The organism is Candidatus Thiodubiliella endoseptemdiera (assembly GCF_964212635.1).
GTDB classification, from domain to species: domain Bacteria; phylum Pseudomonadota; class Gammaproteobacteria; order PS1; family Pseudothioglobaceae; genus Thiodubiliella; species Thiodubiliella endoseptemdiera.
The window spans coordinates 818,821-832,674 of the sequence record NZ_OZ156463.1 but is presented as its reverse complement, the minus strand read 5'-3'; the positions used below and the strand labels follow the sequence as shown (position 1 = coordinate 832,674).

17 protein-coding genes and 1 other RNA gene are annotated in these 13,854 nt (G+C 38.9%); 5 read left to right on the top strand and 13 right to left on the bottom strand.

From position 1 onward, the window contains the following. Window positions 1–4: 4 nt before the first annotated feature. A non-coding RNA gene (gene ssrS, locus AB8525_RS04440) (6S RNA) lies at window positions 5–199 on the bottom strand. 29 nt (window positions 200–228) lie between these two features. Here ssrS and AB8525_RS04435 point away from each other — a divergent pair. Then, complete coding sequence (locus tag AB8525_RS04435) at window positions 229–375, top strand: hypothetical protein (RefSeq protein ID WP_369152881.1); 147 nt, start codon at window positions 229–231, stop codon at window positions 373–375. 47 nt (window positions 376–422) lie between these two features. Beyond that, on the top strand, window positions 423–1,799 hold the full coding sequence (gene dbpA / locus AB8525_RS04430) for an ATP-dependent RNA helicase DbpA (protein WP_369153064.1): 1,377 nt from the start codon (window positions 423–425) through the stop codon (window positions 1,797–1,799). Here dbpA and AB8525_RS04425 read toward each other — a convergent pair. Then, window positions 1,796–2,215 carry a hypothetical protein gene (locus tag AB8525_RS04425; RefSeq protein WP_369178854.1) on the bottom strand — a complete coding sequence of 140 codons (420 nt, stop codon included), beginning with the start codon at window positions 2,213–2,215 and terminating at the stop codon, window positions 1,796–1,798. The two genes, dbpA and AB8525_RS04425, sit on opposite strands and share 4 nt — an antisense overlap. Before the next feature lie 40 nt (window positions 2,216–2,255). Here AB8525_RS04425 and AB8525_RS04420 point away from each other — a divergent pair, with 40 nt between their 5' ends. Further along, the gene (locus tag AB8525_RS04420) at window positions 2,256–2,402 is read left to right on the top strand and encodes a hypothetical protein (RefSeq protein ID WP_369149988.1); all 147 of its coding nucleotides are present in this window, start codon (window positions 2,256–2,258) and stop codon (window positions 2,400–2,402) included. Here AB8525_RS04420 and purH read toward each other — a convergent pair. From purH to AB8525_RS04385, 7 genes are read right to left on the bottom strand one after another with little or no spacing between them, the layout of a single operon-like run. Further along, window positions 2,399–3,937: a bifunctional phosphoribosylaminoimidazolecarboxamide formyltransferase/IMP cyclohydrolase gene (gene purH / locus AB8525_RS04415; RefSeq protein WP_369152877.1), complete on the bottom strand. Its 1,539-nt coding sequence runs from the start codon at window positions 3,935–3,937 to the stop codon at window positions 2,399–2,401. The two genes, AB8525_RS04420 and purH, sit on opposite strands and share 4 nt — an antisense overlap. A gap of 12 nt (window positions 3,938–3,949) precedes the next feature. Further along, window positions 3,950–4,180: a helix-turn-helix domain-containing protein gene (locus AB8525_RS04410; RefSeq protein WP_369152876.1), complete on the bottom strand. Its 231-nt coding sequence runs from the start codon at window positions 4,178–4,180 to the stop codon at window positions 3,950–3,952. Beyond that, entirely contained in the window at window positions 4,167–5,135 is a 969-nt protein-coding gene (dusB, locus tag AB8525_RS04405) for a tRNA dihydrouridine synthase DusB (protein WP_369178852.1), read from the bottom strand. The genes AB8525_RS04410 and dusB overlap by 14 nt, the downstream gene beginning before the upstream one ends. Next, window positions 5,132–5,683: a peptide deformylase gene (gene def / locus AB8525_RS04400; protein WP_369179013.1), complete on the bottom strand. Its 552-nt coding sequence runs from the start codon at window positions 5,681–5,683 to the stop codon at window positions 5,132–5,134. The genes dusB and def overlap by 4 nt, the downstream gene beginning before the upstream one ends. Then, window positions 5,677–7,233 carry an L-aspartate oxidase gene (gene nadB / locus AB8525_RS04395; protein ID WP_369178850.1) on the bottom strand — a complete coding sequence of 519 codons (1,557 nt, stop codon included), beginning with the start codon at window positions 7,231–7,233 and terminating at the stop codon, window positions 5,677–5,679. Before nadB ends, def begins: the two co-directional genes overlap by 7 nt. 30 nt (window positions 7,234–7,263) lie before the next feature. After that, on the bottom strand, window positions 7,264–9,618 hold the full coding sequence (locus AB8525_RS04390) for an RND family transporter (protein WP_369178848.1): 2,355 nt from the start codon (window positions 9,616–9,618) through the stop codon (window positions 7,264–7,266). Window positions 9,619–9,645: 27 nt separating this feature from the next. After that, window positions 9,646–10,362 carry a protein-L-isoaspartate O-methyltransferase gene (locus tag AB8525_RS04385; protein ID WP_369178847.1) on the bottom strand — a complete coding sequence of 239 codons (717 nt, stop codon included), beginning with the start codon at window positions 10,360–10,362 and terminating at the stop codon, window positions 9,646–9,648. Window positions 10,363–10,366: 4 nt separating this feature from the next. Here AB8525_RS04385 and AB8525_RS04380 point away from each other — a divergent pair, with 4 nt between their 5' ends. Beyond that, entirely contained in the window at window positions 10,367–10,516 is a 150-nt protein-coding gene (locus AB8525_RS04380) for a hypothetical protein (RefSeq protein WP_369150050.1), read from the top strand. 74 nt (window positions 10,517–10,590) lie between these two features. Here the strand turns inward: AB8525_RS04380 and AB8525_RS04375 are convergent, their stop codons facing one another. Next, a complete protein-coding gene (locus AB8525_RS04375) occupies window positions 10,591–10,881 on the bottom strand; it encodes a hypothetical protein (RefSeq protein WP_369152868.1) in 291 nt (96 codons plus the stop codon). Between the two features lie 4 nt (window positions 10,882–10,885). Here AB8525_RS04375 and AB8525_RS04370 point away from each other — a divergent pair, with 4 nt between their 5' ends. Then, the gene (locus tag AB8525_RS04370; protein ID WP_369178845.1) at window positions 10,886–11,149 is read left to right on the top strand and encodes a hypothetical protein; all 264 of its coding nucleotides are present in this window, start codon (window positions 10,886–10,888) and stop codon (window positions 11,147–11,149) included. On the opposite strand, the gene AB8525_RS04365 is transcribed toward AB8525_RS04370, so the two are convergent. From AB8525_RS04365 to AB8525_RS04355, 3 genes are read right to left on the bottom strand one after another with little or no spacing between them, the layout of a single operon-like run. After that, a complete protein-coding gene (locus AB8525_RS04365) occupies window positions 11,105–12,364 on the bottom strand; it encodes a glutamate-5-semialdehyde dehydrogenase (protein WP_369152866.1) in 1,260 nt (419 codons plus the stop codon). The genes AB8525_RS04370 and AB8525_RS04365 overlap by 45 nt on opposite strands. Further along, on the bottom strand, window positions 12,352–13,371 hold the full coding sequence (holA, locus tag AB8525_RS04360) for a DNA polymerase III subunit delta (protein WP_369178843.1): 1,020 nt from the start codon (window positions 13,369–13,371) through the stop codon (window positions 12,352–12,354). The genes AB8525_RS04365 and holA overlap by 13 nt, the downstream gene beginning before the upstream one ends. After that, on the bottom strand, window positions 13,361–13,804 hold the full coding sequence (locus AB8525_RS04355; protein WP_369178841.1) for a hypothetical protein: 444 nt from the start codon (window positions 13,802–13,804) through the stop codon (window positions 13,361–13,363). The genes holA and AB8525_RS04355 overlap by 11 nt, the downstream gene beginning before the upstream one ends. Window positions 13,805–13,854 lie beyond the last annotated feature (50 nt).

Sequence of the window (13,854 nt, the reverse complement as noted above, 5' to 3'; positions counted from 1 at the left end):
AAATTTGGTGTCTATTATGTCGCGTGGCTCTAAACCTGAACCATAAGGTTCAAGGCGGAAATTCGAAGTATACCGCAGGCTTCCCACTTCAATACCTAAAAGGCAAGGTGGGCTTGCACAATAGTATCCTACCTCATATCCTTAGTTTTTATTTATCAGCTCAGGGGACAAAAGCCAATCACAAACATAACAGACAGTGATTATTATAACCGAGACCTTTGCATAAATATGAATAATCATCAAAACGCCATCTTTCATCAAATTACAAACTTTTTAAAAACACCCTTAGCCCTGCTAGGAGTGGATTTAAAAAATTTCCAATTTAATAAAATCTGTCATTTTGCTAATTATCCCTATTTATGCAAAGGTCTCTAACCATATCAAGCGTAAAATTCATCGCATTATTATCTGAGTATTTTTCTGTGAGTTCAACTGATTTTTCTGCGTTAAAACTGAATCCTGATTTTTTAAAAAACCTGAGTAGTTTAGGTTATGAATCTATGACGCCTATTCAAGCATTGAGTCTGCCAATGATTTTGTCGGGCAAAGATGTGATTGGGCAAGGGAAAACAGGTTCAGGGAAAACAGCTGCTTTTGGCTTAGGCTTATTGCAAAAATTAGACACGACTTCGTTCAAAGCACAAGCTATTGTGCTTTGTCCCACACGAGAACTTGCAGATCAAGTGGCAAGTGAAATTCGAAAATTAGCACGCACGGTACATAATATTAAAGTATTGACGCTCTGCGGCGGCACACCTTTTGGTCCACAGATTGGCTCTTTGGCGCACGGTGTGCATATTGTCGTAGGTACACCTGGGCGGATTGAAGAACATTTGCGTAAAGGCACGCTGAAATTGAGTAATATTAACACTTTGGTGTTAGACGAAGCGGATAGGATGCTGGATATGGGTTTTCAAGATACCATTGATCAAATTATCGAAAAAATTCCTGAAAATCGCCAAACTTTATTATTCAGTGCAACTTTCCCTGTGGAAATTTCATCAATTGCTGACAGAGTAATGCAACACCCTACAATTGTTGAAGCACCTTCGGTAGAAGAATCAACGATTAAGCAATATTTTCATCTGACGAATACGGATGATGAGCGAATGACGGCATTGCGATTATTATTGGCAAAACACAAGCCCGATTCTGCATTGGTTTTTTGTAATACTAAGCTTGACACGCAAGATGTGGCAGATGAGTTGGCTTACTATAAATTTTATGCGATTTCTATTCATGGAGATTTAGATCAACGCGAACGCGACCAAGCCTTAATTCGTTTTTCTAATGGTAGTGTATCGGTGTTGGTAGCAACCGATGTCGCCGCACGCGGGTTAGATATTGATGATTTAGATATGGTGATTAATTTTAATGTCGCGCACGATCCTGAAGTCCATACTCATCGTATTGGACGCACAGGCAGGGCAGGAAAACACGGTATTGCCTGCACTTTGTATAGCGATAAAGAAACACGAAAATTGGATTTATTGGACATTGATCTGGTGGATTGTACCAGTCCATTGCCGAGTGACAATTATTTAAACAAACCTATTAAACACCCGACAATGACAACACTAAAAATTGATGGCGGTAAAAAACAAAAATTGCGCCCCGGTGATATTGTTGGTGGACTCACAGGTAAAGGCGGTATCCCAGGTGATAAGATTGGAAAAATTAATGTGGTAAGTAATTGGTCGTATGTGGCAGTGAGTTCAGAGTTAGTGAAAACTGCATTGCAAAAAATTCAAAACGACAAACTCAAAGGTAAAACTTTCAGGGTAAGAATTTTGTCTTAACTTGGATTGTCTTTCAATGGCTTAATCGTAAAATCTTCCCAATTTTCAGTATCGTAAGTTACTTCAAAACCATGTAACATTTTCGACACTTCTACTTTTACTTCATCGGGCAATTGCCAAACGCGATTGCATTCAGTAGGTCCTTGAATATCCATAAAGTTATTCACTCGAATCACATTTTTTTTACTCAGTTCTAAGTTGGTAAAAGTAGTGATTACTTCATTTACAAATTCAGGTTTAGCAAGGTTGTAATATCCCATTTTGTCATATTGTCGCACCATTTTGATGTGTTCTTGTATGTGTGCCTTGACCTTGTCCACATCGTAATACTCCTGAGCGATAGAGTCCACTGTACCATCATTATTAAGAATAACGGTGGTTACTTCTGGAAATGCTTTGATTGTTTCAGTACTCATGCGTGCTATTTTAATCTATTACAGAGACCTTTGCATAAATATGAATAATCATCAAAACGCCATCTTTCATCAAATTACAAACTTTTTAAAAACACCCTTAGCCCTGCTAGGAGTGGATTTAAAAAATTTCCAATTTAATAAAATCTGTCATTTTGCTAATCATCCCTATTTATGCAAAGGTCTCTAATGTTTGAAGTGGCGCATACCCGTGAACACCATAGCAATGCCGTGTTCATTGGCGGCAGCGATAGTTTCATCATCACGCATTGAGCCACCAGGCTGGATGATGGCTTTGATACCTGCTTTGGCAGCAGCATCGATGCCATCTCGGAATGGAAAGAAAGCATCGGATGCCATTACTGAGCCTTCAACCGTTAAGTTTTCATCGGTAGCTTTGATGCCTGCGATTTTGGCAGAATAGACGCGAGACATTTGCCCTGCACCGACGCCGATGGTCATTTGATTTTTGACATAAACGATGGCGTTTGACTTGACAGTTTTTGCAACTTTCCAAGCAAACATTAAATCATTCATTTGTTCTTCAGTTGGTTGGATTTCGCTGACACATTTCACATCATTGGTAGTAATTGAGCCAAGGTCTTTGTCTTGCACTAGCAGACCACTGGTAACGCGTTTGTAGTCTAATGATGGCTGGGCTTTGTTTAAATCACCGCATTCTAAGGCGCGGACATTTTGCTTGGTAGATAAAATTTCTTTGGCATCGTCATCAACACTTGGTGCGATAATGACTTCAACAAATTGACGCTCAATGATGGTTTCGGCAGTCTTTTTATTAAGATTTCGATTGAAGGCGATGATGCCACCAAATGCTGAAGTTGGATCAGTTTTAAAGGCATCATCATATGCATCAAAAATATTAGAACGCACGGCAACACCACATGGGTTAGCGTGTTTGACAATGACACAAGCAGGTTCATCAAAACTACGCACACATTCCAAAGCAGCATCGGCATCTGCCATATTATTAAATGACATTTCTTTGCCTTGAAACTGTGTTGATGACGCTACGCAAGCCTCTGTGATATTATTTTCAACATAAAATGCTGCATTTTGATGTGGGTTTTCACCATAACGCATAGACTGTACTTTGTTAAATTGCAAGTTCATTGTGTTTGAAAAACCGTCTTCGCCTTTGCCAAGATAGTTAGCAATTGCACCATCATATTGTGCAGTATGCTCAAAAGTTTTGAGTGCTAATTTGGTTCTGGTTACTAATGAAGTATTACCATTTAAATTGACTTCGTCAATCACAGTTTGATAATCTGACGCATCTACTACCACCGTAACTGATGCGTGATTTTTGGCACTTGAACGCAGCATTGCTGGGCCGCCAATGTCGATATTTTCAATCGCATCTTCAAGGGTGCAATTAGGACTGGCAATTGTGGCTTGAAAAGGGTAGAGATTAACGACGACTAGATCAATTGGATTGATGTCATTTTCTGCCATCACTGCTTCGTCTAATCCGCGTCGTGCCAAAATACCACCATGGATTTTTGGGTTTAAAGTTTTTACACGACCTGCCATCATTTCAGGGAAACCCGTGTAATCTGATACTTCAATAACAGGGATATTGTTGTCAGATAAGAGTTTGGCGGTACCACCTGTGGATAATATTTCAATATTTTTACTAGCTAAAAATTGTGCCAATTTAAGGACGCCAGTTTTATCAGAAACACTGATTAGAGCACGATTTATCATAGTTGTAATCTCTTAAAGTTTATAAAGTTCAATTTTCTTTTTGAGCGTTCCACGGTTCATTCCCAGGATTCGAGACGCTTCGCTTTGGTTTTTTTCAACCATATCCAATACAAATTTAATGGTAATTGATTCACTCTCATTCATTACCATTTTGTGTATGCCAGTCGCTGGTTCACCCTTTAACTGGGTAAAGTAGCGTTCAAGTTTGGCATTAATACATTTGGGTAAATCAGTTGTGTTCATTGATACAGTTTTTGAATTGTTGATATTGTTTTTTAGAAGCGTCAATTTTACTAATTTTTGTCCAACAAGTTTGAGTATCTTTAAAATATTGTAGATACCAAAGAATGTGTTTTCTAGCAATGCGTACGCCTAATCCTTCGCCATAAAATGCGTGAATTTGTTGAATGTGTTTGACAGCAGTTTGTTTTTTCAGTGCCAATGGGATGGGTTCAGTGTGTTTTCCAGTTTCTAAATAATGGTTAATTTCCGCAATAATCCACGGATTACCTTGAGCAGCCCTACCAACCATTACCCCGCTTGCCCCTGTGGCATCTAAAACTTGTTTGGCTTTTTCGGCAGAAGTGATATCGCCATTGGCAATCACGGGGATAGCCACCTGGGAAACCACTTCGGCAACTGTATCGTATTCTGCCTCTCCATTGTATTTATCTGCCTTAGTTCTGCCATGCACACTGAGCATTTTAATACCTGCTTCTTGTGCAATATGTGCGATGGTAGGTGCGTTTTTATTGTCACGATTCCAACCTGTACGCATTTTTAAAGTAATAGGCACATCAACACTATTGACCACGGTATTGAGAATGCCCTTGACCAACTCTTCGTCTTGCATCAATGCTGAACCTGCCGCTTTGTTGCAAACTTTTTTGGCGGGGCAGCCCATATTAATATCAATAATATCCGCCCCAAATTCCACTGCTTTTTGAGCAGAAATGGCTAATTCATCTGCCCCAGAGCCTGCAATTTGAATACTAATCGGGGCAGATTCCCCTGTAAAGTCTAAGCGATATTTGGTTTTATTAGTGTCGAGTAAATGTTGTTGTATGACCACCATTTCAGAAGTAGTGAGTGCCGCCCCTTGTGCACGACATAATATTCTAAACGGCTTATCGCTGGTACCTGCCATAGGGGCAAGTAGGACTTTGGAATTGAGTTGGTAAGGTCCAACCTGAATCATTTGACCTTTTTGAGCTTATCTTTCAGTCTGCGTTGTTTAAGTTTGGATAGGTAATCCACAAATAAAATCCCTTTAAGGTGATCAAGTTCGTGTTGAATGCAAATGGCCAATAAATTTTTTGCTTCTAAGGTAAATTTTTTGCCATTTTCATCAAGGGCTTCAACCACGACATGATTAAATCGCTCAACATCTGCATAATAATTAGGCACGGATAAACAGCCTTCTGAGTGTACTTCTTTGCCATCTTTTCCAACAATAATGGGATTGATAAAACAAAGTGGGTGTTTTGATTTAAGCGGTGTTTTGGTTTTACTTTCTCGCTTTTTTAACAGCAATTGGTAGTCTTCCCCTGAATCTGGGACATCCATCACCACAATTTGTAAATGTTGGTCAATTTGTGTAGCAGCCAAGCCGATGCCATCTTTAGCGTACATCGTTTCAAACATATTATCAACTAAGGTTTTAATCGTATTATCTACCATTTCAACCTTGGCGGCTTTGGTGCGTAGGCGTTCGTCAGGGAATTTTAAAATGGGTAATATCATAATTTTACGATAGTGTTTTTAATAGTGTCAGCAGCTTGTGGATAGTCTTCATTGTAATGTAAACCAAGGCTTTCTGTTCTTGAAATTGCCGATTTGACAATAATTTGTGCGGTGGTGATGAGATTTCTAAGCTCAATTAAATCGTTTGAAATCAAATATAGGCGGTAATATTCATCTACTTCATTTTGTATTTGTGTCAAACGCATTTGTGCGGCGTGCAAACGCTTGTTACTACGCATAATACCGACAAAATTCCACATCAATCGTCGTACTTCATCCCATAAATGCGTTACCATCACCTTTTCTTTGGATAGGCTTACTTTTGATGCATCCCAATTATTAAAAGCTGGCTGGGTATGTTTAAAAGTCTGTTGATTGATGTGATGGGCACAAGTTTTGGCAAAAACGATACATTCTAATAGGGAATTGCTTGCCATACGATTAGCCCCGTGTACGCCTGTGTGTGCGACTTCGCCAATGGCATATAGATTGTCTAAATTGCTGTGAGCGTTGATGTCAGTTTGTATGCCACCACAGGTGTAATGGGCGGCAGGAACGACAGGAATAGGTTGCTTGGAAATATCAATACCAAATGACGCACATTTATCGCTAATGGTTGGAAAATGCTCTTGTATCCATCTTTTATCTTTAAAAGAGATGTCTAAATAAACACAATCAAAGCCATTTTTTTTCATTTCTGAGTCAATCGCTCGAGCGACAACATCTCGTGGTGCAAGTTCAAGGCGTTCGTCATATTTGTGCATAAACGCATCTCCATTAGGCAAAATAAGTTTAGCCCCTTCGCCACGCAAGGCTTCTGAAATCAAAAAAGATTTTGCGTGTGGATGATATAAACAAGTCGGATGGAATTGGGTAAATTCCATATTGACGATATCACAATGAGCACGATACGCCATCGCGATGCCATCACCTGTTGAAGTATCTGGATTAGAAGTGTAAAGGTAGGCTTTAGATGCACCACCTGTGGCAAGAACGGTTTGCTGGGCAATAAAATTTTCTACTTCGTTATTAGATTTATTCAGCACATAAGCACCATGACATTGGGTGTTTTTTGTGAGTAGGTCAATGGCAATAAAATTTTCAAATAAGTGGATATTCTTCTTTTTCTTGATACTATTTAATAAGTTAGTTTGGATAGACTTCCCTGTTTTATCAGCCACATGGGCAACCCGTCGATTGCTATGTCCACCTTCGGTTGTTAGGTGGTAATGGTCCTTGTCTTGGGTAAAAATAACGCCCGCTTTTTCTAAAGATCGAATAGCATCAGGTGCGTGTTCCACCATAAAACGAATAACTTTTTCATTGCCTAATTTATGCCCTGTTGATAAAGTGTCAATGATGTGCGATTGAAAATTATCGGTAATATCAAGTACTGCAGATATCCCCCCTTGTGCATAATAAGAACTACCTTTAAGAAATTTGTCTTTAGCAATCAATGCCACTGATAAATCATCAGATAGTTGCAAAGCATTCATTAATCCTGCACTGCCCGTGCCGATAATTAAAACATCAAAGTGGTGTTGTGCAGGCATGGTTTGGTAGTACTATGTGTAGGGATAAGTTTAGATTTTTGGTTTAATCATTAAAATCAATTTTGGCAATAAAGTGAGATTAGCCAGTAACGCACTAATCATAGCGATAGCAGTAAAAACACCAAAATAAATACTGGGGATAAAGTTAGACAATGCCAAAATTAAAAAGCCCAAAGTAACGGTAATGGAAGTGTAGAACATCGCCAAACCGATAGAATTATGTGAGCGATACATTGTGGCTAAATAGTCACCATCTTTTTGGAATTCGTCTTGGAAACGATGGATGTAGTGAATGGCATTATCAACACCAATGCCAATCGCAATCGCTGAAATGGTAATGGTCATTAAGTCTAGTGGGATATTCATTAGCCCCATAATGCCGAGAATAAAGAGGGATGGTAACATATTAGGAATAATAGCCAACAATGAAAAAGTAAAAGATTTAAAGATAAATAAGAACATTATAAAAATCATTGCAAACACCACGGCAATAGTTTTAATTTGTGAATTAAACAAACTTTGTAACATATTGTTATACAACACCAACATACCTGTTGTTCGGAAAGTGCCTTCTCTAAAGCCCGCTTCTTTGGTAATAAAGTGTTCAATTTTCTCAATCAATGCACCACGCTTTAGTTCTTTATTGGTTTCACGAATACGAATTACCATACGCAATTGCCCGCTGTCTTCTGAGAGGTACGGGTCTAGTACTTGTGTTTTGGCAGTGTCTGGAATTTGTCCTTTAATAATGTTTAAGAAAAATCCATTTGGCATCGTATTGTGATTGGCCTGTGCTAATATTTGCATCAGTGTATCAATAGAAAGCACCTTTCCAGTCTCATCAAGAGAATCTATATAATGGTGAATTTTATGAATATCAATACGCAAATCTTCGTCATACCAATAGTCTTCTGCCAAATCATCAAAGATGATTTCTAATGGAATAGTACCACCGAGTTTTTTGTCAATTAGCGTTAGCCCCTGGTTGATTTCAGTGCTTTTTTTAAAATAATCAATAAAGCGATTTTCAACACTCAATTTACTAATACCAACAGCCGAAGCACCAATAAATAAAACCAAAATAATTAATAAATGATTGCCAAACTTCTCAGTAAATTTTGCCAAATTATTAGTAATGCCTATCTCAGTTTTAAAGGTTTGCACCTTGGCCTTTGGCAAGAACACCATCACCATCGGGAAGATGATAAATGATAAAACCAAGGCGATAGTCACACCAATTGACATCATCCAGCCAAAATCAATCACTGGGCGAATACCGCTAATCAGCAATGAGCCAAAGGCAGCAATGGTTGTAAGTGTTGTGAATAAACATGGTTTAAGCATTTGCTCTAAGGTAGTTTTAATCAGCGTTAGGTAATCTAAATCAGGGTCATTTTGTGCCAACTCTCGATAACGCACCACTAAATGAATAGTCACCGAAAGCGTCATCACCAGTAGCAATGAAAAGAAATTACTAGAAATAACCGTCACTTTCCAGCCTAAAAACGCCAATACACCCGTCATCGTCAATGCACCAGTGATACTAATGCCAATTGGTATCAATACCCAGCGAATGCCTTTAAATATCAACGCCAAAATAAGTGTCATTAAACCAATAATGGCAATACTAAAGACGATTAAATCATTGTTAATATATCTAATAATATCAGTGGTAATCATCGGCAAACCACCTAAGAACAGACTGGCTTTATCGCGATATTTATCAATTGTAGTACGCACTTGTGCAATTGTTTCCGCCTGCGTATCACTTTGCGTAGTAGCATCTTGTAACACTTGTTTTTCAAGGCTAATGAGTTGGGTTAATTCCTCCTTAGAGAGTTCGCCATTCACCTTTTGAATTCGCATCGTATTACGCGTTTGGCGTCGCTGTGCAAACTCTTTATTGCTCTTGAGCATGACTAAAATCGCACTGGTTTTGCCATCTTTACTGACTAAATTATCCGCATACAAGGGTGATGATTTAAATTCTTTGTGTGCCATTGCAAGATTAGCATTGCCATTATCAATAGAAATACTTGTAGAAGACAAATCTGTTAATGACAAAGGCGGTGATTGAAACAGAGGCACATCTAAAATCGTAGTTACAGCCTTAATCTGATCAATGGCTTGCAAATCTTTTCTAAAACGGGCTAAATGTTCAAGTTGCTCAGGGGCAAGTAAGTCTTTTTCAACCTGATAACTGATAACTAAGTAATCGTCAGAGCCATAATTTTTTTTAATATTATTATAGTATTGTAAACTTTTATCACTCTCTAAAACTAGAGAATCTGATGACGCATCTAATTGAAAATTAGGGATTTGTGCTATAAAAAAACCAAGCACTAAAAGCAATAGCACAATACTATCGCCCGATTTTTTCAACACAAAGTTATAAAAATATTTCAAGATTTTTTAAAAGTTAAATTGTTCTACAGACTCTAAACCCTGCATCGCATCAAGGTGCGTCTCAAACAACGATTTAGTTTCCCATTTGTGCTCACTAATACGAGTGATGAGTTTCGCCTGCATCGCATTACCTGTGCCTTCCACGACGAAAATACGACCACCAACATTGAGTAAATGGAAATAACGCCCCGTGATTTTTGGCACAGAACTACTGACGATAACCACATCAAAAAAGTCATTCGACTGCCACCCTTTAGACGCATCACCCACTTCAAGTGATACATTGTTAATACCCAATTCTTTAATTTTTGCCCCAGCACCTTGGCTCAATTCCTCATCAATCTCAATGCTGGTAATAGATTTACACAATTTTGACACCACCGAAGTCAGATAGCCACTACCAGTCCCCACTTCCAAAACCATTTCATCTTGTCCAATATTTAGCGCATCTAACAAACGCCCCTCAATTTTAGGACTAAACATTTTTGCCTTATCTGTCAAAGGAATTGCAATATCCGCAAACACCAAATTCTGATACGCTCCAGGCACAAATAGCTCTCTCGGCGTATCCATTAACGCGTTATTGGCAATATAGTTGAGTCCACCCCAAGGGCGAATTTGTGAATTAATCGCATTTTGTTTTGCTTGTTGTATATTATTCATATTAATTTTTGCTAAAAATAATGCTTGTAATTTTAATATATTTATTAGAGACCTTTGCATAAATATGAATAATCATCAAAACGCCATCTTTCATCAAATTACAAACTTTTTAAAAACACCCTTAGCCCTGCTAGGAGTGGATTTAAAAAATTTCCAATTTAATAAAATCTGTCATTTTGCTAATCATCCCTATTTATGCAAAGGTCTCTATTAAGGTCTAATGCGTAAAAACACAGGATACTTTGATTATTATTTTTATAATTTAAGATTAACTAGCAAAATTCAATTTTAAACTAATCGATATTTTTGCGTTGGACTATTGGGTTTATCTGATTGCGTTATTTTAATTGAATGACTGGCAACAAATCCCCCGACCTTTTCACATTTTAGGTTAAAAAACTCAACACACAACCCCCTTTTTTCCTTGACAAGGTTCGACCTTGTCAAGGATTGATGTTGGTAGTTGATGTCGTCTTGGGACAAGACTTTGCCTTGAGAGAAGCGTTCTTCAATTTCTTTGACGACCATTTTGATGAATATATCATCTACATTGGTTTTGTCTATGAGAGACCTTTGCATAAATATGAATAATCATCAAAACGCCATCTTTCATCAAATTACAAACTTTTTAAAAACACCCTTAGCCCTGCTAGGAGTGGATTTAAAAAATTTCCAATTTAATAAAATCTGTCATTTTGCTAATCATCCCTATTTATGCAAAGGTCTCTATGAGTATTGTTTGGTTTTAAGTAAGGAGATATTGCACCATAAATTAGGGGGGGTGGGGTTGATTTTGGGCGAGTTATTGTCGAGTGTGGCCGTTGCCAAGGACGATGTATTTTTGTGAGGTGAGTCCTGTTAAGCCGACGGGGCCGCGGACATGGAATTTGTCGGTGCTGATGCCGATTTCTGCGCCTAGTCCGTATTCAAAACCATCGGCGAAGGCGGTAGAGGCGTTGACCATAATGGAAGATGAATCGACTTCAGACATAAAGCGACGAGTAGCAGTGTAGTTTTCGCTGACAATGGCTTCGGTGTGGCCTGAGCTGTGTTTTTCGATATGGTCGATGGCGTTACTTATTGAATTGACGATGCGAATGGATAAGATTGCATCTAGGTATTCGGTGTCCCAGTCTTGTTGGGTGGCGGGGGTGATTTGTTTTGAGAGTTTTTGGGTTTCTTGACAGCCTCTGAGTTGGACGCCTTTGGCGATGAATGCGGCGATGAGTTCGGGCATTATGCGACCAGCGGCTTTGGTGTGGACTAATAGGGTTTCGGTGGCGTTGCATACGCCGTAGCGACGGGTTTTGCCGTTAAAGGCGATGTCGATGGCTTTTTGGGTGTCGGCATCTTTGTCAATGTAGGTGTGGCAAACGCCGTGCAGGTGTTTGATGACTGGGACTTTGGCGTTTTCGCTAATGGCCTCAACCAAGCCTTTGCCACCGCGAGGGATGATAGCGTCAATAAAGGCTTTGGCTTTGACTAATTCGGTAACGGCTGAACGGTCGGTGGTTTCAATTAATTGGATGCAGTTTTGGTCTAGGTTTGCCTGAATAAGGGCCTGTTTAACGCAAGCATAAAGTGCCATATTAGAGTTAATAGCTTCAGAGCCACCTCGTAGAATTGCGGTGTTGCCTGATTTGAGACAAAGAGCTGCTGCGTCGATGGTTACATTGGGGCGGGATTCGTAGATGATGCCTATTGCGCCGAGGGGTACACGCATTTTACCTACTTGGATACCGCTTGGGCGGAATTTGAGGTCGGTGATTTCTCCGACTGGATCGGGTAAGGTGGCGATTTGGTTAAGACTTTCAATGATGCCATCGAGGCGGGTGTTGTCTAACATTAGTCGGTCTAATAATGCTGTTTCTAGTGCGTTATTTTTACCTTGTTGTAGGTCTTTTTGGTTGGCACTTAAGATGGTTTTGCGGTTTTTATCAATTTGTGTGGCGATATGATTTAGTGCGTTATTTTTTTGTTGGGTTGTTGCGCTACGCAATGTTTTTGATGCGGTGCGTGCGTTTTGCCCGAGTGTAGTGATGAGTTTTGTTATTGAGTCCATGGTGTTTTTCCTGACAAAGTTAATAGAAGTGTGCGTAATTCATTGATGACATTCAGGTTGTCCATGCCTTTGATAGAGCGGTCAATACGCCCTAGTAGTAGCAACATTTTTTGCAGGTGTTGGTAAGGTAGGCGTTTGAGTGTATTGCCAATGATGGATTTTCTGCTTTTCCAAACTCGGTGACTTTCCATTACGCTTTCCACTTGTTTCACTTGTTGCAATTCGATGGACATAGTGATGATGGCGCTGATTTCCCGATACAGTGTGCTACTTAAAATAATCGGCATTGCTGTGTCATCAGTCATAGTGGCATAAATTTTGAGCATTTGTTCGCTATTACCTGACAATGCAGAATCAACCAAATTATAAATGGTGTAGTGGGATTGTTGATTGAGTTGCTTGAGATATTCATCAGCGTTAATATTGCCGTCGGGGTAGGCTATTTTGAGTTTTTGGATTTCTTGCATGGAGGCGAGTAAATTGCCCTCGGTAAAGTAGGCGATGGCTTCTACAATTTTCGAATTGGCGTTTAATCCTTCTGCTTGCATATGGTTAGCAACCCAGCCAATAAGATGGTCGCGTTGCACTTCCCACACTTGCACGATAGTACCGTTTGCATCGAGAGTTTTAAACCATTTTGCTTTTTGTTGGGCAAAATCAAGTTTGCCGGTAGAGACGATAAATAAAATATCGGTGGGCAAATTTGAGGCAATTTCTGTCAATGCTTTTGAGCCTTTAAGGCCAATTTTCCCTGTTTTTAGACGACATTCAATAATGCGTTTTGGTGAGAATAATGAAGCCGCTGAGAGTTCGGCAGTGATGATACCCCAATCAAAATTACCATCAACTTCAAAACTAACTCTGTCGTCAAATCCTTGTGTCTTTGCGGTGTTTCTGATATGGGATAAACTTTGTTCAACTAATAATAGTTCTGGGCCAAAAATAAAGTAAAGAGAATTAAGTTTACTGGCCAAATTGTTGGCGAGTTGTTCGGGTTTAATTCGCATTTAACGCTTTTAATCTTCTTAGTAATTTCGTTACAATATCTTTTCGTAATTGTGTGTAGCTTGTAGTAATTTGTAGTCTATTGGCTTGTAATGAGAGTTTGCTCATGGTGGTATTTGCTGTTAAAGTTTTTACAAGTAATAATTTTTTGTGTTGAAATATTTTAATGGGAACGCCTAGTGTTAGTGAATAGCTACTTACTATACCAGCTGAATAAGTAACGGTTTGTTGTTTTTGCACTTCATTGCCAATTTGTACTGTTAAAAGTTGCACTGCATTTGTATTAAAATGTTTTTTAAGTTCAACTGCAAATGCACCGCTTGTATTGCCTGTGATTGATGCATTCAGTGAGGCAATATTGTTCGGCGTGTGGAAGCCACAAGCACTTAATAGGGTAGAAATAAGAATAATAGCAAGTAGGTTAATTTTTGACATGGTTTTATTTTTAGTTTAAAAAAATAGTTGTGAATTTGCAATAATTTTAC